The organism is Bacillus sp. OTU530 (assembly GCF_038440375.1).
Map to the genome: position 1 here is coordinate 26535 of NZ_JASATP010000044.1, position 22961 is coordinate 49495.

The window sequence follows — 22961 nt, forward strand, 5'->3', positions numbered from 1 at the left end:
TGGATCATATTAAAAAAAATAAAAACAGTTTCTACAAAAGATGTCAAAAGATTACAAAAATAGATAAAATTCAATTATTAGAACTGTATTTTTTAGGTCAATCTGTCAGAATAACGAATATACAGTTAATCATTTTCTGATATAATCATATATTCGAATTAACGAGAACTTGACAAAAGGAATATTTACAATAATTGTAATGTGTGGAAATGAGCACAGATCAGCAGGAGATCGATATGCAGATTTAGCTACAATTTTACGAAGAACCTATTTTACAGCATTGTTTATGCAAGATCATCCAGAAGTAATAAAATGGATTGAATATCGTAGTGCTCGTAGAAGTGATATTTTTCGGGAAGAAATCTTAGAAATTAAATTGGGGTGGCGTCCCATGTCCACCACCCTGAAAAAAGAACAACAGCCCCAAAATATGCAGGATTTTATGCAAAAAGTAGGGAGGCTTGTCAAAGGATGGGGAGGCCAAAAGCCGCGTCGCTTGGGCATTGCATAAAATCCTGCATACTTGATACATTGGGAGATTGTGAGAAACCCAGTATTGGCGCGGATTCCCTCGGGCATGGCTACTTCCGAAAATGTCGTCTTATGTTAACCTGACGTGTATGGAATATACATTCCTTCTTGTTCAACTAAATGGGCAGTAATTTAGACTACAAATGAGCTTCACAAAAGAACAGTACAACATACTAATAAATACTTTAGAAATTTATTTAGGATAAGGTGGTGATCTTTTAAATGTATAATCAGACAGTATACTCCTGTATAAATTATGATCAGCAATTGGAGCGTCAAATTCCAAGTTTACCAGGGCCCGCGTTTTCGGGACCATCAGGATCAGGTTTACCTGGTTTACCGGGTTTACCAGGACCCTCGTTTCCGGGACAATCGGGTTTACCAGGTTTATCAGGATCACAACCTCCAACTGCTCCTCCTCCATCATTTATTCCTCAACAAGCAGTTGCTTCACCATTTGCTGTTGATCCAGGAGCAATTAGGTTGTGCCTGTTTCGTAATACTTTTATATGGCTCAACAATGGTGAAGGGTTTTGGTTTTATCCCATTTTCGTAGGTCCAAGATCTGTTGCTGGTTTCAGATGGAATGGAAGGTTTTGGATGATGTTTGGTATTGATACAAGGAGAATTCTTTCGTTTACGTGTTTTTAAAAACTATCATTTTCGAGGGAGATGCTTGAATAAGGGCATCGCCTTTTAAGCTTATATTTACTACTGATAACAGAAATTATGTGAACAAGTAATGCCCTCCAGATTCTTAACTGGAGGGCATTTTTATAGGTTTCTAGATAGAATGTAAAAATTTTTATAAAGGTATCATTTATCCATGATATGTACCAAAATACAACTGAAAAGTCATAGTTGAACCTCCTTCCTCAATATCAAGGAGGGAAATATGTATGAGTAATTTTGAAACTGCTTGTGGATGTGGAGTTAGGAAAATCCTAACAAAACCGTGGGTACATAAAAGTTGCAACAATATATTATGCCTTTTAGTTTGAATACCCTCTTTTTAACTTTAGTAATGAAAATAAGCCAAAACTATGCAACTCTGTATAAAAAGCTGCATAATATCGGCTCTAAGGATTTTATACGTTATAGAAGATTAGCTTTTTGTTACATTGAACAGAGTCTTTCTAATTAAAAATTATAGGAAAAGTAAATGTAACGAAAGCTGCCCAAAGTCCGTAGACCGGCAAATACTTAGTAACGGCATCTTGGATAGTTGAAGGTCCGGATTTGTTTTGTAGAAAACGCATATAGGAGAGCATAATCCAAATTAGATTTGCCCAGATAAGTATGTTTACTCCTAAAACAGCGAGTCTATTAGGCGTAATCCCATAAGAAGAAAGTCTGAACACGATGGCTGACAAAGCCACACTGTCAATGATAAGCGCAAGAACAATTAATGAAAAATTTATATAATCTGAAATGTTCTTTTTCTCGTCTGAGTCGCTCTCGGTAATGGAAAATATGGTAACGGCCAATACACCAAGGAGTATTCCGTTAAAGGCTATCAGGAAATTGCGGTCCAAGAATGGATTTTTTCCGACCCATATAACCGTTATAAGATAGACCAACAATGTGACCAGGACAAGAGGACTAAAAATTTTAGCTATATATGGTGTAATATTCTTAGCAAGTTTAAGATTCATCGATACCAGGTATGCAGCCACAATAGCGAGAGCGGCAGCACCAAATAAAACGACATTACTAAAATAGAAGTCTTCTATATCCAAGCCAACAAAGCTAAATAACCGCATGGTTAATGCTGCTAGTACCATTCCGCTAACTGCCATACTGGCGTAGAGAATACAATATTCTAAATTAAATTTAATATAGGCTAATCTTGTACTGCCTTTTGAATATTCATTTCCTGTAAATGCAAGCCCTACCAATATCCATAAGAATATGGGAAGGTGTAAATAAGCAAGGATAATACTGTCTTTATAATTTAATGGCAGTGTATTAAGATAAAACCCGGAAATTAGGAACAACGCTGCAAGGGAATAAATAACACTTTTTTTCGGAGTATTATTGTAAACAAAATAGGCAGCAATAAAGGGCATTATACCAAAAGCCAGGTTAATTGGAGCAATTGCTTCCTGTTCGACAAAATGGAAAATAATCCTTGTGCTTATCCCGGCCAGAATGGCTAAAATGCCCATGAATAAGAAACCTTTTTGAAGCAAGGAAGATTTTTCTGTATTTGCCGTCTCCTTGAAATGCAATCTTTCATACCAAACGCCAAGAACCTGAGAATCAGGATTTTGTTCCCATGCGTGTGAGAATGACTTTTTAAAAGTTTTCGGGTCTTTTCTATACATTCTCTCCAGCTCATGAGGGTTAGCAATATTTTCAATAATCAAATTGTTAATGTCCATAGTTATCCCTCCCTAATAATTTTTGTACTAAGTTTCCTTAATATATTTAACTGTCTTCGTCACTTTTGTATTCTAAAATATCTCCAGGCTGACATTCTAAAGCCTTACAAATTGCCTCTAAAGTGGATAATCGAATCGCTTTTGCCTTTCCATTTTTCAATATAGAAAGGTTCGCCATTGTTATTCCAACCTTCTCCGAAAGTTCTGTTACGCTCATTTTCCTTTTTGCTAACATCACATCAATATTGATTATAATTGCCATTGTTATTCACCTCAGACCGTTAAATCATTTTCTGATTTTATATTAATAGCTTCTTGTAAAAGTCTTTGGAGAACAGCAGCAAAAACGGCGATCACCATAGAGGCGAAAATAATGACTAATCCGATTGGTATGATACCTGGAGGGTCAACTTTTTTCGCCATGAGATAGTAGAGTGGCATACCTAGCAGGTACAAGGTACTGATCGTGATGGCACAGTATTTTATATTCTTTAAAGCCTTTACCGATAATTCCGAGAACGCCTGGTTCTTATCAATATAGCTTAAAAGTGTAAAAGCTTGATACAGAGCAAAGTAAAAAGGTATCGCTGCCGCGTACATATCGATTAAAACGAGAGATTTCATATAAGCAATATCTGGATACAATTCTCCAGCAAAATTCCCGATCTTAGGCACCAAAAATATGCACAATGCAAGAACTGGGACTCCTAAAAGAATAACAGCTATTTTTAAAAACAACGTTGTTACTTTTTCCATAAAAAGCACCTCCCTTATTTATCCTGATTTTGATTTTAATATATATATTATCGTTTAACAATAAATTTTTATTAATTTGAATAATATTTTTGTTGTGTGTTTTTGTTTTAAGCAAAAATAAAAAGCATTCCTCATTCAAAGAAATGCTCTGTAACTTTAAACCAGTGAACTACCCACCACTTATCCGCTGCGCGTCTTGAAGTGGGGGCTTCGAAAGACAAACAACATCTTTCTCTTTTATTACTACTTCACTCACGTCCATAGCCATCAACCTAAAAACACACCCCCAAACGACAAAAGTGAGAAATTTGCACAAAATTTTCGTTCTGGGGGTATTTTTATTCTTAATGAACAAGGTTTTATAATTTCACATACCATAAAATTATTATTTTTTAAATTTCAACACAACCATTAGAGGATTAGTATGTAACTGAGGTTGTTCGTTTAACTTGGTTTACCGCTCGTGGGGGTTCTGTATTAAGTCTTGAATTGAGAGGACCTGTAAGACTTTAAAGGACATTACAAGAAGGGGATAGTGTATTTTTGTTAACAACAAAAACAATGGGAAAACTTTATGTTCAGTTGCTTCTCGATAAACCATGGTGAGCCTTTCCAGGGAGCAAATAAATCCAGTTCTACTGAGCCTGTTTCGGAGGACCTAGGCTCAGGTTGGAGATTTCCTTTCAGTTACATTACTGAACTGTTTTATTAAAAAATGTCACTATCAACAGGGTGGCACTTTTTTATGGTGGTTTCTTAAATGCTGTCACTATTTTAATAAAGACAATGTTATATATGTATTTAGATACATACAAATCTACGCGATATATAATAGGTCTTGTGAGAGAAATTCAATTTTGTCACTGAGGAAAATCTCGCCGATAAACACTTTTTTCATAGTTTTTATAAAGGTAACTGTTTCAGTTACCTTTATATGTATATATACGGAGGGATGGTGTGAAGTGAGTATAAATGATGTAATTTTATATCGAGATGAGAAGCATGAAGTTTTATGTATCTATGATAACAACTATATAGAAATTAGAGAGCTAGATAGCATACGTAGAAATGTTAAATTGGTTCATCAGTCAGCAGTGCAGCTTCTTAACGGCATTAAAAAAGGGGCCACTTAATAAGTAGTACAAAATGATACCTTATATTTTACCTAGATCACTGTATAAGGACGTAGATGAATGTTAAAAAAGAGTTGGATATTTCTAGTTATTGGCGCAGTCTTTCTTTTTACGTTAATAGGATTTATCGCTAAGTCGCTTGCACAGGACGATAAGCCTAAGATAGTAGTTGTTGTCAAAACATTAAATACGGAGTACTGGAAAATTCTTGAGTCAGGAGCGAACAAAGCTTTTCAGGATTTTAATGTAGATGGCCAGGTGATAGCGACAAATTATGAATCTCAAATTACAGAACAGGTGCATATGTTGGAACGTGTTTTTAAACAAAAGCCGGATGCACTAATCATTGCGCTAACTCAACCATCTTCTGCTATTTCTGTACTGAAGGAATATAAGAGAAGTAATATTCCTGTACTGTTTGTTGATACTGAAGCCGATTGGGCTGGTCAAACCGCGTATATAGGAACAGATAACTATGAATTGGGTAAAACATCTGGAGAACTATTGGCATCTATGCTGCTACCCGGGGATCAAGTGGCACTTATCCATACAGCAGTAATCAATCCTGATATGATTGCTCGACTGAAAGGGGCTAGAGAGGCTTTGGAAGCTGCTGGGATTGAAATTGTCGCGGTACAGCCGGCGGATAACGAATCGGGAGAAGTAAAGCTGGCAATGGACCATATTTTGCAGACGTTTCCTGATGTTAAAGGGGTGTTTGCTGGTACTGATACAATTGCGATAAGTACCTTACAACAATTAAAAATAAACGGAATTCAGATTCCAGTCGTAGGAACAGATGGTACCATGAAAATGGTAAAGAGTGTGGAAGATGGAACACTGAGTGCTACCATAGCGCAGAACCCTTATGATATGGGATATCTAAGCGTTGAAAAAGCACTGAAAGCAATAAAGGGAGAGCCCGTTGAAAAAAAGGTTGATAGTGGAGTTAGTGTCGTTATTAAAGGTGATGTAAAAGAGAGAATAGATTTTCTAACAACAATATTAAAATAGAGAGAATTCAACATACTTTGTTATTTACAAGCCTTTTGTTTGCAGAAAATATCCTAAGTATTTAGTTACTTTGCATAACATCTATGTTTAATTGGGGGAGGAATTTTGTATGACAACAAACGTATGTTTCTGGCGCAAAGATGATTTCAAAAAAACATAGGACCTGAATTTCCTGCTAACTTACGGATTATGATGCAATGCCAAACAGCTTATCAATGCACTCTCCTTCAATTTTGGGCAGACTTCATCCCTTGGTGAAGTTGCCCTTTTTTTATCATATACATAGCTTCGATGCCCCTCATATTTCTATACAAAGAACAACATCCTTATTTTTTTGAAATTTAATGTTGGCAACAATGTCCGTGACAAAATCCCATTTTGTATAAATTGCTACATGTATGAAAACGCTTTATTATGAGGATGTGAGATAAACAAACAACGAAGGGAGCGTTATCAAAAATGAGCCAAGCAGCTAAAGAAAAGACGGACGCTAGAGTAAAGATACAACGGTTTGGCAGCTATCTAAGCGGTATGGTTATGCCTAATATTGGTGCATTTATTGCATGGGGACTTATTACAGCGTTATTTATTCCAACAGGCTGGTTACCGAATGAAAGCTTTGCCAAATTAGTTGGTCCGATGATTACATACCTTCTACCTCTTCTTATCGGTTTTACAGGCGGTAGAATGGTTCATGATTTACGAGGTGGAGTAGTCGGTGCGACTGCGACAATGGGAGTTATTGTCGGCTCCGATATTCCAATGTTTTTAGGCGCTATGATTGTCGGACCGCTTGGAGGATATTTAATTAAGAAATTTGACCAAGCGATCCAAGGGAAAGTGAAATCTGGCTTTGAAATGCTAGTCAACAACTTCTCTGCAGGTATTATCGGCGGACTATTAACACTACTTGCTTATAAAGGAATTGGTCCAGTTGTTTTAGGGTTAAGCAAGGCTTTAGCAGCAGGAGTTAAAGTCATTGTTGCGGCAGGATTATTACCGCTTGCCAATATTTTTATCGAACCAGCAAAGATTTTATTCTTAAACAACGCCATTAACCACGGTATTTTAAGCCCATTAGGAATTGAGCAAGCAGCAAACACAGGAAAGTCAATCTTATTCCTATTAGAATCGAACCCTGGTCCGGGACTTGGTATTTTATTAGCGTACTGGTTGTTTGGTAAAGGTGCAGCAAAGCAATCCGCACCGGGTGCAGTTATTATTCATTTCTTAGGCGGAATTCATGAAATTTACTTCCCTTACGTTTTAATGAAGCCAATCTTAATTTTAGCGGCAATTGCCGGCGGTGTGAGCGGTGTATTCACATTCAATATCTTACACGCAGGCCTAGTGGCAGCGCCATCACCAGGAAGTATTATTGCTTTGATGGCTATGACGCCAAGAGGCGGATATTTCGCAGTGTTAGCTGGGGTTATCGTAGCTGCGGCTGTATCTTTTGCGGTTGCTTCTATTATTTTAAAGGCAAGCAAAGCAAAAGAAGATGATGAGAATTTAACTGCTGCAGCAGAAAAAATGCAGGAAATGAAAGGAAAACGCAGTACTGCAGCTGCAGCATTAGTGGAGGAAACAGCAGCGGCTCCTGCAGCTTTTGGCACAGTAAATAAAATTGTGTTTGCTTGTGATGCAGGTATGGGTTCTAGTGCGATGGGTGCATCGATTTTGAGAAACAAAGTAAAAAAAGCGGATCTTGATGTAACGGTTATTAATACGGCTATTAATAATCTTCCGGAAGATGCAGACCTTGTGATTACGCATAAGGATTTAACAGATCGTGCAAAAGCAAAGCTTCCAAACGCACAGCATGTTTCTGTAGAAAACTTCTTGAACAGCCCAAGATATGATGAAATTGTAGGCAGCTTACAGGACAAGCCTACAGAAAGTGCAAAATAAGAGAATTTTAGGAAAGGGCCCGGTGTGACTGCATCGGGTCCTTTTCCAGGTTGAAAAGTTGTGTTTGTACATCCGTTTTAAAATAATGGCAACAATGCTTGTGACGAAATTGAATTTTCTCTTTGTTGTTTCTGGAATGCTGACATCTTATCATAAGAATATAGGTATACAAATTCAATGTTGTCAACAAGCTGATGAGGAGGATTTGAAAAGAAATTTTTATACGGAGTGGATTCAATGTATATTTCCGCACGTGAAAGACAAATTCTTGAGATTTTATTATCCACTACAGATGAGTTAACGGTAAAAGAGCTCGCAGATACAATTCAAGTAAGTGTGAGAACGATTCATCGAGACTTGAAAAATCTTGAGGATGTTTTAAAGGAGTATGATCTTTCTCTATTAAAAAAATCTGGTGTAGGTGTACAGGTAAGCGGAAGTGAGCAAAGAGTGAATGACCTAAAGATTTTTTTATTTAGTCTTTCCCATATTGAGTACACACCAGAGGAACGGCAAACCATCATTTTATGTGCATTATTGGAGGCAAAGGATGCAATTAAATTAGTTGGCCTCGCTAATGATTTAAATGTTACAGTTGCCACTGTGAGTAACGATTTGAATAAATTAGAAGAGCGTTTACAGACAGTTGAATTATCCCTCATTAGAAAGAGAGGATATGGGGTTGAAATCCAAGGGTCTGAAAGTGCAAAAAGAAGAGCTATGAGCAGTATGATTTCTGAGCATATAGACGAATCTGAGTTTTTGGCTCTTGTTAGGGAGAATATTCAGAGAAAATCCACACAACAAACGGACTCCATCTCAGAACGATTACTAGGTCTTGTTGAAAAGAAGAAGTTATTGATTGTGGAACAGGTAATCAAGGATATTAGTGAAGAGTTATCGTATTCCATGGCAGATAGTGCTTATATCGGACTAGTTGTCCATCTTGCTTTGGCGATTGAACGGATTCTGCAAGGGGAGAATATTACGATAGATCCTGTTTATCTTGAAAATCTACAATCCACCCCGGAATATAAGATTGCTGAGAAAATCATTAAACAGCTAGAAACGGTATTTCAAGTTGATATTCCAACTGCCGAAATTGGATACATTACCATGCATTTGCACGGTGCTAAGTTGCGCCATGATAAGGAATATCTTATTGAGGATTCTAGCTTTCAAATCGCTATAAAGACCAAGCACCTTATTCAATATGTAGGGGAACAACTACATCAGGATTTGACAAGCAATCGTTCTCTATTTGAGGGACTAGTTGTCCATTTAAAACCAGCTTTATACCGTATTAAACAAAACATGGGAATAAGTAACCCGTTATTACACAAGATTAAAGGCGATTATCCAGAATTATTTTCTGTTGTAAAAAGTAGCATGGAAACAACATTTCCTGATGTAACTATTCCTGATGAAGAAATTGGCTATCTTGTGATGCACTTTGGGTCAGTGTTGTTTAGACAGCCTGTAACAGAAAACCTAAAAGCCCTAGTTATTTGTTCTAGCGGTATAGGTACATCAAAAATGTTGGCAACGAGATTGCAGCAGGAATTTCCTGAGATGAGGCGTGTTCAAAATGTATCTCTATTTGAACTGCCAAACATAAATACGGATGAGTATGATATAGTCGTGTCCACTATTGCTTTATCTGGATTTAATAATGGTTATATTCAGGTTAGTCCTATTTTAAATGAGAGTGAAATTGAAAAGATTAAATCTCACTTAAAAAGACATGCAACCAAGCAAACTGTATCTAAAGAGAGTACGTTATCTCCCGTAGAAGTGTTGTATCCCCAAAATATGCGTCAAATAGTGGAAGGGATGCATAGTATTCGAGAATATATTGAGATCATTACAACTATTTTAGATGGATTTGCAGTGAAAGAAGTACGTAATTCGTTATCAATTGATGAACTCTTAGTTGAGATTTGTACGGATTTATATAAAAAAGATGTTATTACAAATGTCATGGCAGTAGTGAATGCATTACTCAAGCGGGAACAAATAGGTGGATTGGGAATTCCGGGTACTTCATTAGCATTATTCCACACACGATCTGCCTTTGTTCCAAGTCCGGCTTTCACCATATACACATTGGGTCAGCCTATTCAGGTTCAAGCAATGGATAATTCTTTAATCAAAGCAGATAGTATCCTTTTATTATTGTCTCCTGAGCAATCCTCAAGCAGGATATTAGATGTATTAAGTTATATTAGTTCATTGGTGATTGATAGTGATGATAGCATCTCCCTATTTCAGTCAAAAAATTATGAATGGATTGCTGCTTATTTAGCTACACAGTTTAACACTTATTTTCATGAAAAAATTAAAGAAACAAGGAGCGTATAACGATGTCTTTACCAATTTTAGCAAAAGAAAATATTGTATTAAATGCCTCAATTGATAACAAAGAAAATGCAATTTGTTCAACAGGAGACATCCTGGTTAAGAGAGGATATGTGGATGCTGCATATATAGAAAAAATGTTAGAGAGAGAAGCGCTAACATCCACATATATGGGGAACTTTATTGCCATTCCTCATGGGACTGAGGATGCAAAAGAATCAGTAAAACAATCAGGAATCTCCATTATTCAGGTGCCAGACGGCGTAGATTTTGGGAATGGTAATATTGTGAAGATTCTAATTGGAATTGCTGGGAAAAATAATGAGCATTTGGATATTCTTTCGCAAATTGCTATCGTTTGTTCTGAGGAAGAGAATGTAGAAAAGCTTGTTCGTGCAACATCTGCAGCCGAAATCTTGGATATGTTTGCTGAGGTGAACTAATAAAGCAAAGATAAGTAAAAAAAGTGCTCCCTCCCTTGATCAAGTAGGAGAGGGGGCTTTTTTATGTTGAATTGGGCAAATTACATGTAAGCCAAATTTATATAGATTTTTTATGAAATGAACCTTGCTTTTAAATAAAGTCAACAATGACAATGACAAAAATACATTTATATTCTGTCGTTACAGAAACGATAGTGTTTTATGATAACAATCAGGGGAACGGAATTAAAATTTTATCGAAATTATAATGGGGAGACTACATTCCAAAAAAGTCCTGAGTAGAATGAACAGCATTTATATTTCTATAAGAGAATCTCTAAATCTCCTAGTCTGGTTGTTAGAAAAAGGTTTATCAGGATGTTTGTTATCAACATCAAAAGATCCTGGTGCCGAAATAGTGATGGCCTGTCTGGATTACCACTATATAAGGGGGAGGATGAATGGTAAGAAAGGGTTGGATGCTTCTACTTGTGGCTATTGTCTTTTTTTCTATCTTAATAGGGTATATTGTTACATCTCTCGAGAGAGATAATAAACCTAAGATTGTTGTTGTTTTAAGAACATTAAATCTAGAATATTGGCAAATGGTTAGGTCAGGCGCAGAACAAGCTTTTCATGATTTCGATATAGACGGTAAGGTGATAGCACCTAATTCTGAATTACAAGTTAAAGAACAAATTACTATATTGAAAAATGCTCTTGAAGAAAATCCTGATGCATTAATTGTTGCCCCAAATCAACCGCCCGCGGTTATTCCTGTATTAAAAAAATATAAAACCAACAATATACCTGTGATGATCGTGGATACAGAAACCGATTGGAATGGCCAAACTGCGTTTATAGGAACGGATCCTTATACATTAGGAAGGAAGTCCGGAGAACTATTGGCATCTATGCTGCAACCTAGGGATCAAGTAGCTCTTATTGGTGAGACATTATTCACTTCTCGTGAGAGTGTTCGGATGAGAAGTGCTCGTGAGGCTTTACAAAATGCTGGAGTTGAAATTGTCACAGAGCAGGTGGTAGATACCGAACGAGGGAAAATAAGATCAGTAATGGGGAATGTTTTAAAGAAGTTTCCTGATATTAAAGGGGTATTTGCTGCTAATGATGAAATTGCCCTATATTCCTTAGAAGAGCTAAAGGAAAAAGGGTTTCAAATTCCAGTCGTAGGAACCGACGGCATTTCAGACATTATGGAGGACATTGAAGAGGGGGGCTTGGATGCTACTGTGGCACAAAACCCTTATGATATGGGATATCTAAGCGTTGAGAGGGCATTGAAGGCTATTAAGGGGGAACCAGGCCAAAAAAGAATCGATAGTGGAGTTGATCTGATAACGCAGGATAATGCAAAACAGAGGTTAGATTTTATGAAAGATATTAGAATCAATGCTGCATCCAGGAAATCAAATGGCTCGTATTGGTGGGAAGAGTAGTTAGTTAAAAATTATATTTATATAGTAATTAGGTTGGTGATAAGAGGTAATTAAAAGGCTGGGTTTGCATAATAAACAAAAAGAAATGTGTTGGATTTGGTTCATTTCATTTTAATCATGGCAACATTCAAAATGACAAAATAGACTTTTCTATAAATTGATACATTTTATTAAGGGCCTTATTATAAAGCTACATCACTCAGAGTGTTTTCGACATGTTTTTTGAAAGGAGATGGAATAGAAATGAGTCAGTCAAGCTCAGCTGTTAAAGTTAAAATTCAGCGCTTTGGCAGTTATTTAAGCGGCATGGTTATGCCGAATATAGGAGGGTTTATCGCTTGGGGGATTATTACTGCTTTATTTATTCCTACAGGTTGGTTTCCTAATGAAGATTTCGCAAAGCTTGCTAGTCCAATGATTAAGTATCTGCTTCCGTTATTAATTGGTTTTACAGGTGGTAGAATGATCCACGATTTACGAGGCGGAGTAGTAGGTGCTACTGCAACAATGGGGGTGATTGTTGGCGCAGATAACCCAATGCTCCTGGGAGCTATGGTTATGGGTCCTTTAGGCGGATGGGTCATCAAAAAATTTGATAAAGCCATCGAAGGAAAAGTTAAATCAGGTTTTGAAATGTTAGTTAACAATTTTTCATCGGGAATCATCGGCGGTATTTTAATATTACTTGCCTATAAAGGCATTGGCCCAGTTATTTTAATGCTTAATACAGCATTAGCTGGTGGGGTTCAGGCGATAGTAGATGCTAATTTGCTGCCGCTGGTAAGTTTATTTATTGAACCGGCTAAAATTCTCTTTTTAAATAATGCTATCATGCATGGTGTTTTAAGCCCATTAGGAATTGAGCAAGCTGCAGAAAACGGAAAATCCATCTTATTCTTATTAGAGTCTAATCCAGGTCCAGGTTTAGGGATTTTATTGGCCTATATTCTATTTGGTAAAGGGATGGCCAAACAATCAGCATCTGGTGCATCTATCATTCATTTCTTTGGCGGAGTTCACGAAATTTATTTTCCTTATATTCTGATGAAACCATTTTTACTTGTGGCCGTGATAGCAGGTGGAGCAACTGGGGTATTCACTTTCTTAATGTTTGATGCTGGTTTAGTAGCTGCTCCGTCTCCTGGTAGTATTTTTGCACTATTAGCTATGACACCAAGAGGAAACTATTTAGGTGTTCTTGCTGGTGTGTTTGCTGCAACGGCAGTATCTTTCATCATTTCTTCTATCATTTTAAAAACATCTAAGCAAACTGAAGAAGAAGGCTTAGCAAAGGCAGCCGAAAAAACAGCAAGCTTAAAAGGAAAAGAAAGCAAAGCCTCTGCATTCATTAAAGCTGAAACAAATCAAGAGCAAGCTGAGAAAAAAGCAGAAACGGATTTGAAGAATCAAATTAAAAAAGAAATTAAGAAGATTATTTTTGCCTGTGATGCAGGAATGGGTTCAAGTGCGATGGGAGCCTCTATTTTAAGAAAAAAAGTACAAAAAGCAGAATTAAATATCTCAGTGTCCAATACGGCAATTAATAACTTGCCTGCTGATGCGGATGTAGTCATTACTCATAAAGATTTAACAGATCGAGCAAAAGCAAAACTGCCTCATGCAACTCATATTTCCGTTGAAAACTTCTTGAGCAGTCCAAAGTATGATGAGCTATTACATGTACTGCAAAATGAAGAAGATCGTACGACTGCTGAGATAGAAGAGCTTAAAGTCACTGAACCAGCATTTGAGAATGTTTCTAAAATCATCTTTGCTTGTGATGCAGGAATGGGTTCGAGTGCGATGGGAGCCTCTATTTTAAGAAAGAAGGTACAAAAAGCAGGATTAACTATCTCAGTATCCAATACGGCAATTAATAGTTTACCTGCTGATGCCGATATTGTTATTACACATAAAGATTTAACGGATCGAGCAAAAGCCAAATTGCCTCATGTACATCATATTTCTGTAGAAAACTTCTTAAATAGTCCGAAATATGATGAACTTATAGAAAACTTAGAGTCGAAATTAGTAACTGTTTAGCCTGGTTCAATTGAATCAGGTTTTTTTTGTTATTAAAAGATTTTAAAAAATGGCAACAATGTGATTGACGAAAACGCATTTTCCTTTTGTTGTTCTAAGGAATGTAGTCGTTTTATGATAGGGGTATAAATATAAAACTTAAAAATTGTCATGATTATAATAAGTGGAGTCATTAGAAGAAGAAAAGAAATAACAGTAAAGAACCTGAGTTAAAAGTATTTTTATTTCTTCTTATCTTGCTGCTAAATTCGAACAATTTTTAAATGAAAAAATAAAAGAAATGAGGAATGCAGAATGAATAAAACGTCATTACCTATTTTATCAACAGAGACTATCTTATTAAATGCCGAAGTAGAAGACAAAGAAAGTGCGATTAGGCTAACAGGAAATGTACTAGTTGAAAGAGGACATGTAGATTCTGCTTATATTGAAAAAATGCTTGAGAGGGAGGAATTAACCTCTACTTATATGGGGAACTTTGTAGCAATCCCGCACGGAACGGAAGATGCGAAACAATCTGTAAAAGAATCTGGTATTGCGATTATCCAAGTGCCGAATGGAGTGGATTTTGGAAACGGCAACATCGTTAAATTATTAATAGGGATTGCTGGAAAAGATAATGAACACCTAGATATTTTATCCCAAATTGCGATTGTTTGTTCTGAAGAAGAGAATGTGGAAAAAATCGTGAATGCTGCATCTAAAGAAGAAATTCTGGCTCTTTTTGAAGGAGTAAACTAAGCATGTTAGCGGTACATTTCGGAGCAGGGAACATAGGCAGAGGGTTTATTGGTAGTTTACTATATCAATCAGGTTTTCAAACTTGTTTTGTAGATGTAAATAGCGAAATAGTCAATCTACTAAACGAAAAACAAGAGTATCGCGTTATTCTTGCTGACACTTCTCAAGAGGAGCTATTAGTTAAAAATGTGCGAGCGATTAACAGCCAAAGCGAACCGAACAAAGTAGTAGATGCAATTGCACAAGCAGATTTAGTAACGACTGCCGTAGGTCCTAACATCTTACCGTTTATTTCAGGCCTGATTGCGGAAGGATTGCGTAAAAGAATTCAATCAAATGATAAACCATTAAATATCATTGCCTGTGAAAATATGATTGGCGGCAGTACTTTCCTCAAAGAAAAAGTATATGAAAAAGTCAGCGAAGAAGAAAGAAAGCTTTTTGATCAATGCTTTGGATTTCCAGATGCCGCTGTTGATCGAATTGTCCCTAATCAAACAAATGAAGATAAATTAATGGTAAGGGTAGAGCCATTTTATGAATGGGCAGTAGACCAAACAAAAATAATTGGAGAAAAACCAAAGGTAACGGGAATCACTTTCGTAGATGATTTAAAACCTTATATTGAAAGAAAGTTATATACGGTAAACACAGGGCATGCAGTTGCTGCTTACTTGGGTTATTATGCTGGCATTAAAACAATCAATGAAGTAATGGAAAAACAAGAAATGAAAACTCTTGTAGAGAAAACTCTTCAAGAAACAGGAGCATTATTAGTCCAAAAATATAACTTTGATATCGACACACATAAGGAATATATTGCTAAAATTTTGAGTCGTTTCTCCAATCCATATATATCAGATGAAGTCATTCGAGTAGGGCGTTCTCCTATTCGTAAACTTAGTCCTAATGATCGTTTGATTAGTCCCGCTAAACAATATGTTGAAGTTGTAAAGGAGCAGCCGATTTACTTGGCTAAAGCTATTGCTGCAGCTTTTATATATGATTATCAAGGGGACGAGGAAGCTGTAGAGTTACAAAATAAGATTAAGAGTCAAGGTTTAGAAGCTACCATCTATGAATACACACAGCTTACTAAAGAGAGCGCACTAGTAGATTTAATTATCCATCAATTTATTTTGCTAAGAGAATTTATTTTAGACTAATCTAAAGGACCTTATTCAGCGGAAAAACGTTTTTTATTAATAGAGTTAGGAAACTAACCTTTAATTAGCAATTCAAAATCAGCCATTGATTTTATGTCACCTGGAATCTCGAAAGATGCAAAAGTAAAAATCATTACTGAAGATATGATGAACAGGCGACTAGCAGTATCCATCAGTTGATAGAGAAAGAAGGAACTCAGACATGTTGAAAAAGACAATAGATATAACAAAGATAATTAATGGAATTGCTGCATCAGAGGGGATTGCTATTGCGAAAGCCTTTCGTTTAGAACATGCAGAATTAACAGTTGAAAAAAGCTCGATTGCTTCCATAGAAAAAGAAGTATTGCGTTTTGATGAAGCAGTTGCGAAATCAAAATCAGAACTTGAAACAATTAAGGAATATGCTCGTCAAGAGTTAGGTGATGACAAAGCAGAGATTTTCGCAGCCCATCTCTTAGTATTAAATGACCCCGAATTGCTGGGACCGATTAAAGAGAAAATGAAAACAGAACAAGTGAATGCGGAATATGCGTTACATGAAATAGCGACGATGTTTGTGAGCATGTTTGAATCCATGGATAATGAGTACATGAGAGAACGCGCATCGGATATTCGTGATGTAACAAACCGTGTACTATCCCATTTATTAGGTGTTACTATTTCGAATCCAAGTATGATTTCAGAAGAAGTAGTAATTATTGCTGAAGATTTAACACCGTCAGATACAGCACAGTTAAATCGCAAATTTGTAAAAGGGTTTACAACAGATATCGGTGGTCGTACGTCTCATTCAGCGATTATGGCTCGTTCCATGGAAATTCCAGCAGTTGTCGGAACGAAAACAGTTACGGGAGATATTGAAAACGGTGTCTTAGTTATTGTAGATGGATTAGATGGCAAGGTCATTGTAAATCCAAGTGCTGAAGTAGTAAAAACATATGAAGAAAAAAAAGCAGCATATGAAGCACAAAAAGCAGAATGGGCAAAACTCGTAAATGAGCAGACTGTGTCAGTTGATGGTTACCATGTTGAACTTGCAGCTAACATCGGTACACCTGAAGATGTAAATGGTGTGCTTGAAAATGGTGGCGAAGGAGTTGGGTTATATCGTACAGAATTTTTGTACATGGGACGTGACTGTCTTCCAACCGAAGAAGAACAGTTTGAGGCTTATAAAACAGTATTAGAGCGTATGAAAGGGAAACCTGTTGTTGTCCGTACATTAGATATTGGGGGCGATAAAGAGCTTCCATATTTAGAACTTCCAAAGGAAATGAATCCGTTTTTAGGATTCCGTGCTATTCGCCTATGTCTAGAAATGCAGGATATGTTCCGTACACAGCTTCGTGCATTGCTTCGTGCGAGTACATACGGTAACTTGAAAATTATGTTCCCAATGATTGCGACACTTGGTGAGTTCCGCCAAGCAAAGGCAATCTTGCTGGAAGAAAAGGAAAAGCTTCAAGTAGAAGGAACTAAGGTTTCCGATAACATTGAAGTAGGGATGATGGTAGAAATTCCTTCCTCAGCCGTGAGTGCAGACTTATTTGCTAAGGAAGTTGACTTCTTCTCAATTGGAACAAATGATTTAATTCAGTATACACTAGCAGCTGATCGTATGAATGAACGTGTATCTTATTTATATCAGCCATACAACCCAGCTATTTTACGTCTTGTTCGTATGGTGATTCAAGCTGCCCATAAAGAAGGGAAATGGGTAGGCATGTGCGGAGAAATGGCAGGAGATGACATTGCCATTCCTATTCTTCTTGGATTAGGACTAGATGAGTTCTCTATGAGTGCTACTTCTATTCTAAAGGCACGCTCACAAATTCGTAATCTTTCTAAAGAGGATATTGAAAAGCATATGGATGCAATTCTTTCTATGTCTACAGCAGAGGAAGTTGTATCATTTGTGAAAGAGCAATTTTAAATTGTTGTAAGCGAACATGGATGAGCATGTTCGCTTTTTGTTTTTCCATATTTTCACTAAGTGAAATGAATACAAATAATTCCATTTACATAATATAACAAAAAATATTTCCATAGTTATCACTTATTAACTTATATCAATATTAACTCGAAGAAAGCGCAGCTATATCCAGAGTAAGAGGGGAGGTTTTGCAGGTGCTAAAGAGCATATTTCAGTGGATGAAACAGTTTGCCAGCACAGAGACACCACATAAAGACAAAGATAATCCTCAAAGCAGCGTTAAACTTATCGGAAACCTCACAGAAGATTTACAACAAATAAAGCTCATACTGGATAACTGTTCCGACATCGTGTTTCACCCATTTCAAATAGGTACAAGACAAGAGGCTGTGCTTATTTTTTTGGATGGACTTGTTAATATGCAGGTAATTGATTCGGACATCCTGCAGCCGTTACTCAAGTGTGAAGAGATGTTCCAGGGGGATACAACGCTTCGATATGTAGATATAAAGAATTTCTTGATGAAACAAGTTATTTCAGTAGCTCAGACGGATTCAGGAAACGATGTTCAACAGATTGTAGACCATGTCTTATCAGGAGACACTGTATTACTAGCAGATCAGATGGAACAAGCTATATTCATTGGTGCCAAGGAGTGGGATAAGCGAGCAATAGAGGAGCCCGCTACGGAGCCGGTCATACGAGGACCGAGAGAAGGGTTTACAGAAAACCTTCGAACGAATACGAGTTTAATTCGGAGAAGATTAAAAACGCCCCAGTTGAAAATGGAAGCCATCAAAGTAGGGCGGTTATCTAAAACGGATATCGTAATTACGTATCTAAGTGGAATTGCAATGGAGCCGGTTGTTTCAGAGGTTCGAGAACGATTAAATCAGATTGATATTGATGCTATCCTAGAGAGTGGGTATATTGAAGAACTGATTAAGGATAGCCCTTTTTCGCTATTTCCTCAAGCAATAAATACAGAAAGACCGGATAGATTGGTTGGCTGTCTATTGGAAGGGCAGGTCGGAATTATTATCGATAATACTCCCTTTGCTCTGATTGTACCGGTTACTTTTTATGGTATGTTAAATGCCAGTGAGGATTATTATCAAAATTTTTTAATATCATCGGTAATCCGCTGGTTAAGGATGGCGTTTCTTGTTGTTGCTTTACTCTTGCCATCCGTTTATATTGCAATAACTACATATCATCAAGAAATGCTACCGACGGTTTTGTTATTAAGTGTAGCTTCTTCACGAGAAACGGTTCCTTTTCCAGCAATTGTGGAAGCATTTCTAATGGAGATTTCCTTTGAAGGTTTGCGAGAAGCTGGGGTAAGGTTGCCTCGTCCAGTCGGTCAAGCCGTGAGCATTGTTGGGGCATTGGTGATTGGTCAAGCTGCCGTTCAGGCTGGGATTGTTTCTGCTCCATTAGTTATTATTGTTTCAATGACTGGTATTGCATCCTTTATCTTTCCCATATTCAGCCAAGCGATGGCTATTCGGATGCTTCGTTTTCCCATGATGTTATTAGCTGGGACATTGGGACTATATGGTATATTTATGGGGATTTTGTTTCTTTTAATCTATATGTTGAAGATTCGTTCCTTCGGTGTTCCTTATTTGTCACCTATGGCTCCTGCAAATGTTGGAGATTTCAAGGATGTGTTTATTCGCGTACCTTGGTGGGGTATGAAGAACCGTCCTTCACAAACGGGTAAGAAAAACTCGCAACGGATGAATAATTCTTTACGTTCACGATTCCAAAAACAGTAGATGATATGTGATCAAAGGAAGATGTTTATGAGAAAACAAGGGATCTTGGTACTAATGATTCTCATCATGCTATTGACGACGGGTTGTTGGAGTAGAACCGAAATAAATGATATTGCAGTTGTGACGGCAATGGCAATGGATCAGGGGAACGATGGGGAAATCCGTTTAGCACTACAGCTTGCGCTGCCACGATTGCTAGGTCCCACTGCTATCGGAGGGGGAGGAACGGAACTGGAAGCAAAAGCAACGTGGGTCGTTGCAGAGAAGGGGAAAAACCTCATGGATGCTTTGGAAAAAATCCAAAGCAAACTCCCTCGACGCCTCTTTTTTTCGCACAACCGTGTTTTGGTTATAGGGGATAAACTAGCAAGGAAAGGGGTTGCGCCGCTTCTTGATGCTGTTTCAAGGAGTCGTCAATCCCGTTTGGACAGCTATATTTTATTTACAAAAGGCGAAGCAATGCAGGTTATAAACTTCACCCCGAAATTCGAAAGAGTAGGGGCTGAAATTATAAGAGAAGAAGAAAAACAAGGGGTCATGGTGAACAAAACTGTGGGAGAGTTTTTAAACATTCTTCTTGATGAAGGCATACAACCGTTAGCCTCCCGAATAGAAGTCATCCCCTCCATAGTGCCAAACACAAATAGCTCACAAGACAAAAAACAACATCGTAATCTCGGTACAGTAGGGGTAGCCGTGTTTCGTAAAGATAAGTTAGTAGGATGGTTAAATCATCAAGAGGGACGGGGACTATTGTGGCTTCGAAATGAATTGAAAACTTCCCTAATCACGATCAATATTCCAAAAGAAAAAGGGAGTGGGCATATTAGTATTCGAGTCCTTAAATCTGCAACAAAACGAAAGCCTACACTTCAAAATGGGAAAATCCATATGAAGGTGCAGATTCGTTCCAGTGGTGAGATTATTGAGAATACTTCCAAATTAGACTTAAATGATCCTAAAATTATATCCTATATTCAGCATGAATTAGAGAATGAGTTGAAAGAATCGGTTCAATTGACACTTAATAAGGTACAGAAGCAATTTAAGTCAGATATCATTGGATTTGGCAACTCTGTGTTTAGGGAATATCCTGCATACTGGAAAAATACGCTTAAAGCGAGATGGGATCAAGAATTTCCAAATGTAAAAGTAAGCATTATGCCGTATGTTAACATTAATCAAACCGGCCTCAATACAAAGCCTTTTATCTGGTCAGAGCAGGAGTTCATTCAATAATGCAGAACGTTGATTTCGAATAGAATTCTTAGCTGAATGGGTACAGCATTCAGGGACAACTTCATATTAGAGAAGCATTTTAACCTAAGAGAGCGAATGCTATATCCTGAAAAAATTTAAGAAGCAGGTAGTGATATGGAGAGAATATCCAATTACCAATTATTTACGATTACTGTTTTTTTTCAAGTTGGTACTACAATTATGTTTGGTTTTGCCTCAGGTGCAGGACGGGATGCATGGTTGGCTGTACTTACTTCTTCCCTTCTAGGAACGATCATTATCCTTATATATTTATTGCTTATGAGGATGCAGCCTGGATTAACACTTATTGAATGGTATCCTGCACAATTAGGCCGATGGTTAGGGGGCTTTATTTCATGGTTGTATGCTCTAGAGTTTATATATGATGCAGCGCGTGGGATAGCAGATGTAAAGTATTTAATTCCGACAACAATTTTACCAGAGACACCGACTTGGGTGATTGGTGGAGTTTTTATAATTGTTGTAGCTTATGGTGTGTCTTCAGGAATCGAAATTATAGGACGAATGGGAGAAATAGGATTTCCGATTATTATCGTTCTTTCCTTGTTAGAAATGATTTTACTTTTCAGTTCCGGCGTTGTACACCCAGAACGTCTTCAGCCTGTTTTATATCAAGGATGGGGAGAAATTTGGAGAACTATATGGCCTACAGGGGTAACCCAATCGTTTGGTGAGTCAATTGAGTTAGCTATGATTTGGACATTAACACAGCAGCCAGAACGAGTCATGAAGACAACTATCCTTGCGATAGTCTGTTCTACAATATTTATAGGAACGATGGATGCATTGGCGATTACTGTTTTAGGTGAAGGTGTATTCCAACGAAGCATGTATCCTATGTATTTGTTAATACGGCAAATAAACATAGCTGACTTTGTCACGAATATGGATGCCATTGGTATTTTATTCTTCTGTGGTTTATTATTTATGAAGCTTTCTATTCATATGTTTGCAGCAATTCGGAGCATTCAGTTATTAACACGTATACAAAATAGCCGTATTCTTGTCCTCCCTGTATCAATTATCGTGTTTTTTGCTGGAATAAAAATGGATTCGAATTCGGTAAAGCACATTTATGATGGTATACATATCGTTCCGTCTCTTTTATGGGTACCCTTGTTCATCATTTTACCGAGTACATTGTTATTCGTTACATGGATACGGAAAATGTGGACAATGAGAAGACAAGCGAGTAGTTAGTAGTCAACTACCCACCGCTTAAACGTTAACACGTTTTTCCCACAAGGGGACTTCCGTTGGTCGAAAGTGGGGGCTTGAAAAAGCCTAGTTGTCTAGTCTGAGTCTCCGGTATATGGTGAGCCATAGCGAGGGACTACGTTGGATCAGTCAATACGGCTTTGTGTGATTCCCAAGCACAATCTGTCGTTCAGGCTCTGTAACAGTTCTATGAGTCATGATTCCTCGTTCCGTCGTGCATATGAAGCACGGGAAAATTATTATTAGATAAACAAGCAAAGTTAGCTCATGCGAAACAAAAGGGAAGGCAAGAAGGTATAGAAAAAGGGCGTGAAGAAGGAAGAATCCAATTAATTCGAGGATGCATAAGAATGGGATGTCTGTAGAAGATATCGCAAAATTCACAGGATTACGAGTATCTGACATACAACAATTCTTACAAGATTAAATACTTGTACCAAAAGGAGGATTCAAATTGATTCTTCTTTTTATTTTGTTTCAAAAAGTAAACCTTTAGGAACACTAGTGCATTTTATGGTTCTGATGCAAATATAATGAAAGTTTGAAAAATAAGGAGACTTCTTTCGGAATCCCACTTTATGCTGTAAGTCCAAACAACTGATGTATAAATTCTTTCTGGTTTTTGACAGACTGCTCGCGTAAGAAAACTTGCTTTTTTTGAAGCATATGCACCGCTTCCATACCACTTAATATCTTTTTGGTAGTTCGAGACAATTTCAATCCTAGCATAGAATGAACTCGTTTCTTTATAAATTAAAAATGCTCATTTTGAACACTTTATTTAAAAACTTAATTTTTTATGTAAAAAATGCTAGATATTATAGTG

Annotated in this window: 17 protein-coding genes and 3 pseudogenes; 15 read left to right on the top strand and 5 right to left on the bottom strand. The window is 37.2% G+C overall.

Annotated features, from left to right (window positions below):
- Positions 1-169: 169 nt before the first annotated feature.
- Complete coding sequence (locus AAHB12_RS23945) at positions 170-511, top strand: hypothetical protein (RefSeq protein WP_342047530.1); 342 nt, start codon at positions 170-172, stop codon at positions 509-511.
- Positions 512-753: 242 nt separating this feature from the next.
- A complete protein-coding gene (locus AAHB12_RS23950; protein WP_342047531.1) occupies positions 754-1182 on the top strand; it encodes a collagen-like protein in 429 nt (142 codons plus the stop codon).
- A gap of 485 nt (positions 1183-1667) precedes the next feature.
- Here the strand turns inward: AAHB12_RS23950 and AAHB12_RS23955 are convergent, their stop codons facing one another.
- The 3 genes from AAHB12_RS23955 to AAHB12_RS23965 are packed head-to-tail and all read right to left on the bottom strand — an operon-like array spanning position 1668 to position 3671.
- The gene (locus tag AAHB12_RS23955) at positions 1668-2915 is read right to left on the bottom strand and encodes a DUF4153 domain-containing protein (RefSeq protein ID WP_342047533.1); all 1248 of its coding nucleotides are present in this window, start codon (positions 2913-2915) and stop codon (positions 1668-1670) included.
- A gap of 46 nt (positions 2916-2961) precedes the next feature.
- A complete protein-coding gene (locus AAHB12_RS23960) occupies positions 2962-3177 on the bottom strand; it encodes a helix-turn-helix domain-containing protein (RefSeq protein WP_017153334.1) in 216 nt (71 codons plus the stop codon).
- An 11-nt stretch (positions 3178-3188) separates the two neighbouring features.
- The gene (locus tag AAHB12_RS23965; RefSeq protein ID WP_342047541.1) at positions 3189-3671 is read right to left on the bottom strand and encodes a DUF2975 domain-containing protein; all 483 of its coding nucleotides are present in this window, start codon (positions 3669-3671) and stop codon (positions 3189-3191) included.
- Positions 3672-4864: 1193 nt separating this feature from the next.
- Between AAHB12_RS23965 and AAHB12_RS23970 the strand changes: the two genes are divergently transcribed.
- Positions 4865-5818, top strand: coding sequence for a sugar ABC transporter substrate-binding protein (locus AAHB12_RS23970; protein WP_342047543.1), 954 nt, complete (start codon positions 4865-4867; stop codon positions 5816-5818).
- Between the two features lie 187 nt (positions 5819-6005).
- On the opposite strand, the pseudogene AAHB12_RS31925 reads toward AAHB12_RS23970, so the two are convergent.
- Positions 6006-6120, bottom strand: a pseudogene (locus AAHB12_RS31925) (IS6 family transposase); the annotation flags it as partial.
- Between the two features lie 157 nt (positions 6121-6277).
- Here AAHB12_RS31925 and AAHB12_RS23975 point away from each other — a divergent pair.
- From AAHB12_RS23975 to AAHB12_RS24030, 12 genes and pseudogenes are all read left to right on the top strand, one after another.
- Positions 6278-7729, top strand: a complete 1452-nt coding sequence (locus AAHB12_RS23975; RefSeq protein ID WP_342047545.1) for a PTS mannitol transporter subunit IICB — start codon at positions 6278-6280, stop codon at positions 7727-7729.
- A gap of 237 nt (positions 7730-7966) precedes the next feature.
- Positions 7967-10090, top strand: a complete 2124-nt coding sequence (locus AAHB12_RS23980; RefSeq protein ID WP_342047547.1) for a BglG family transcription antiterminator — start codon at positions 7967-7969, stop codon at positions 10088-10090.
- A gap of 2 nt (positions 10091-10092) precedes the next feature.
- Entirely contained in the window at positions 10093-10530 is a 438-nt protein-coding gene (locus AAHB12_RS23985) for a PTS sugar transporter subunit IIA (protein WP_342047548.1), read from the top strand.
- Positions 10531-10970: 440 nt separating this feature from the next.
- On the top strand, positions 10971-11969 hold the full coding sequence (locus AAHB12_RS23990; RefSeq protein ID WP_342047550.1) for a sugar ABC transporter substrate-binding protein: 999 nt from the start codon (positions 10971-10973) through the stop codon (positions 11967-11969).
- 243 nt (positions 11970-12212) lie between these two features.
- Entirely contained in the window at positions 12213-14012 is a 1800-nt protein-coding gene (locus AAHB12_RS23995) for a PTS mannitol-specific transporter subunit IIBC (RefSeq protein WP_342047563.1), read from the top strand.
- 294 nt (positions 14013-14306) lie between these two features.
- Complete coding sequence (locus tag AAHB12_RS24000; RefSeq protein ID WP_342047551.1) at positions 14307-14753, top strand: PTS sugar transporter subunit IIA; 447 nt, start codon at positions 14307-14309, stop codon at positions 14751-14753.
- Between the two features lie 2 nt (positions 14754-14755).
- Entirely contained in the window at positions 14756-15919 is a 1164-nt protein-coding gene (locus tag AAHB12_RS24005) for a mannitol-1-phosphate 5-dehydrogenase (protein ID WP_342047552.1), read from the top strand.
- A gap of 202 nt (positions 15920-16121) precedes the next feature.
- On the top strand, positions 16122-17855 hold the full coding sequence (gene ptsP, locus AAHB12_RS24010; RefSeq protein WP_342047554.1) for a phosphoenolpyruvate--protein phosphotransferase: 1734 nt from the start codon (positions 16122-16124) through the stop codon (positions 17853-17855).
- Between the two features lie 194 nt (positions 17856-18049).
- Complete coding sequence (locus AAHB12_RS24015; protein ID WP_342047556.1) at positions 18050-19636, top strand: spore germination protein; 1587 nt, start codon at positions 18050-18052, stop codon at positions 19634-19636.
- Positions 19637-19663: 27 nt separating this feature from the next.
- Positions 19664-20875, top strand: a complete 1212-nt coding sequence (locus AAHB12_RS24020) for a Ger(x)C family spore germination protein (RefSeq protein ID WP_342047558.1) — start codon at positions 19664-19666, stop codon at positions 20873-20875.
- Positions 20876-21010: 135 nt separating this feature from the next.
- Positions 21011-22117 (top strand): GerAB/ArcD/ProY family transporter, encoded by a 1107-nt coding sequence (locus AAHB12_RS24025; protein ID WP_342047559.1) that lies wholly within the window; start codon positions 21011-21013, stop codon positions 22115-22117.
- A 207-nt stretch (positions 22118-22324) separates the two neighbouring features.
- Positions 22325-22562: pseudogene (locus AAHB12_RS24030) on the top strand (Rpn family recombination-promoting nuclease/putative transposase); the annotation flags it as partial.
- Positions 22563-22711: 149 nt separating this feature from the next.
- Here AAHB12_RS24030 and AAHB12_RS24035 read toward each other — a convergent pair.
- Positions 22712-22888, bottom strand: a pseudogene (locus AAHB12_RS24035) (IS6 family transposase); the annotation flags it as partial.
- Positions 22889-22961: the final 73 nt, after the last annotated feature.

Excerpts from the sequence above, each read along its gene's own strand:
- AAHB12_RS24005 (WP_342047552.1), top strand. The coding sequence starts at position 14,756 with ATGTTAGCGGTACATTTCGGAGCAGGGAACATAGGCAGAGGGTTTATT.
- AAHB12_RS23975 (WP_342047545.1), top strand. The coding sequence starts at position 6,278 with ATGAGCCAAGCAGCTAAAGAAAAGACGGACGCTAGAGTAAAGATACAA.
- AAHB12_RS23955 (WP_342047533.1), bottom strand. The coding sequence starts at position 2,915 with ATGGACATTAACAATTTGATTATTGAAAATATTGCTAACCCTCATGAG.
- AAHB12_RS23985 (WP_342047548.1), top strand. The coding sequence starts at position 10,093 with ATGTCTTTACCAATTTTAGCAAAAGAAAATATTGTATTAAATGCCTCA.
- AAHB12_RS24020 (WP_342047558.1), top strand. The coding sequence starts at position 19,664 with ATGAGAAAACAAGGGATCTTGGTACTAATGATTCTCATCATGCTATTG.
- AAHB12_RS23950 (WP_342047531.1), top strand. The coding sequence starts at position 754 with ATGTATAATCAGACAGTATACTCCTGTATAAATTATGATCAGCAATTG.
- AAHB12_RS23965 (WP_342047541.1), bottom strand. The coding sequence starts at position 3,671 with ATGGAAAAAGTAACAACGTTGTTTTTAAAAATAGCTGTTATTCTTTTA.
- AAHB12_RS24025 (WP_342047559.1), top strand. The coding sequence starts at position 21,011 with ATGGAGAGAATATCCAATTACCAATTATTTACGATTACTGTTTTTTTT.
- AAHB12_RS23960 (WP_017153334.1), bottom strand. The coding sequence starts at position 3,177 with ATGGCAATTATAATCAATATTGATGTGATGTTAGCAAAAAGGAAAATG.
- ptsP (WP_342047554.1), top strand. The coding sequence starts at position 16,122 with ATGTTGAAAAAGACAATAGATATAACAAAGATAATTAATGGAATTGCT.
- AAHB12_RS23995 (WP_342047563.1), top strand. The coding sequence starts at position 12,213 with ATGAGTCAGTCAAGCTCAGCTGTTAAAGTTAAAATTCAGCGCTTTGGC.
- AAHB12_RS23990 (WP_342047550.1), top strand. The coding sequence starts at position 10,971 with ATGGTAAGAAAGGGTTGGATGCTTCTACTTGTGGCTATTGTCTTTTTT.
- AAHB12_RS24000 (WP_342047551.1), top strand. The coding sequence starts at position 14,307 with ATGAATAAAACGTCATTACCTATTTTATCAACAGAGACTATCTTATTA.
- AAHB12_RS23970 (WP_342047543.1), top strand. The coding sequence starts at position 4,865 with ATGTTAAAAAAGAGTTGGATATTTCTAGTTATTGGCGCAGTCTTTCTT.
- AAHB12_RS23980 (WP_342047547.1), top strand. The coding sequence starts at position 7,967 with ATGTATATTTCCGCACGTGAAAGACAAATTCTTGAGATTTTATTATCC.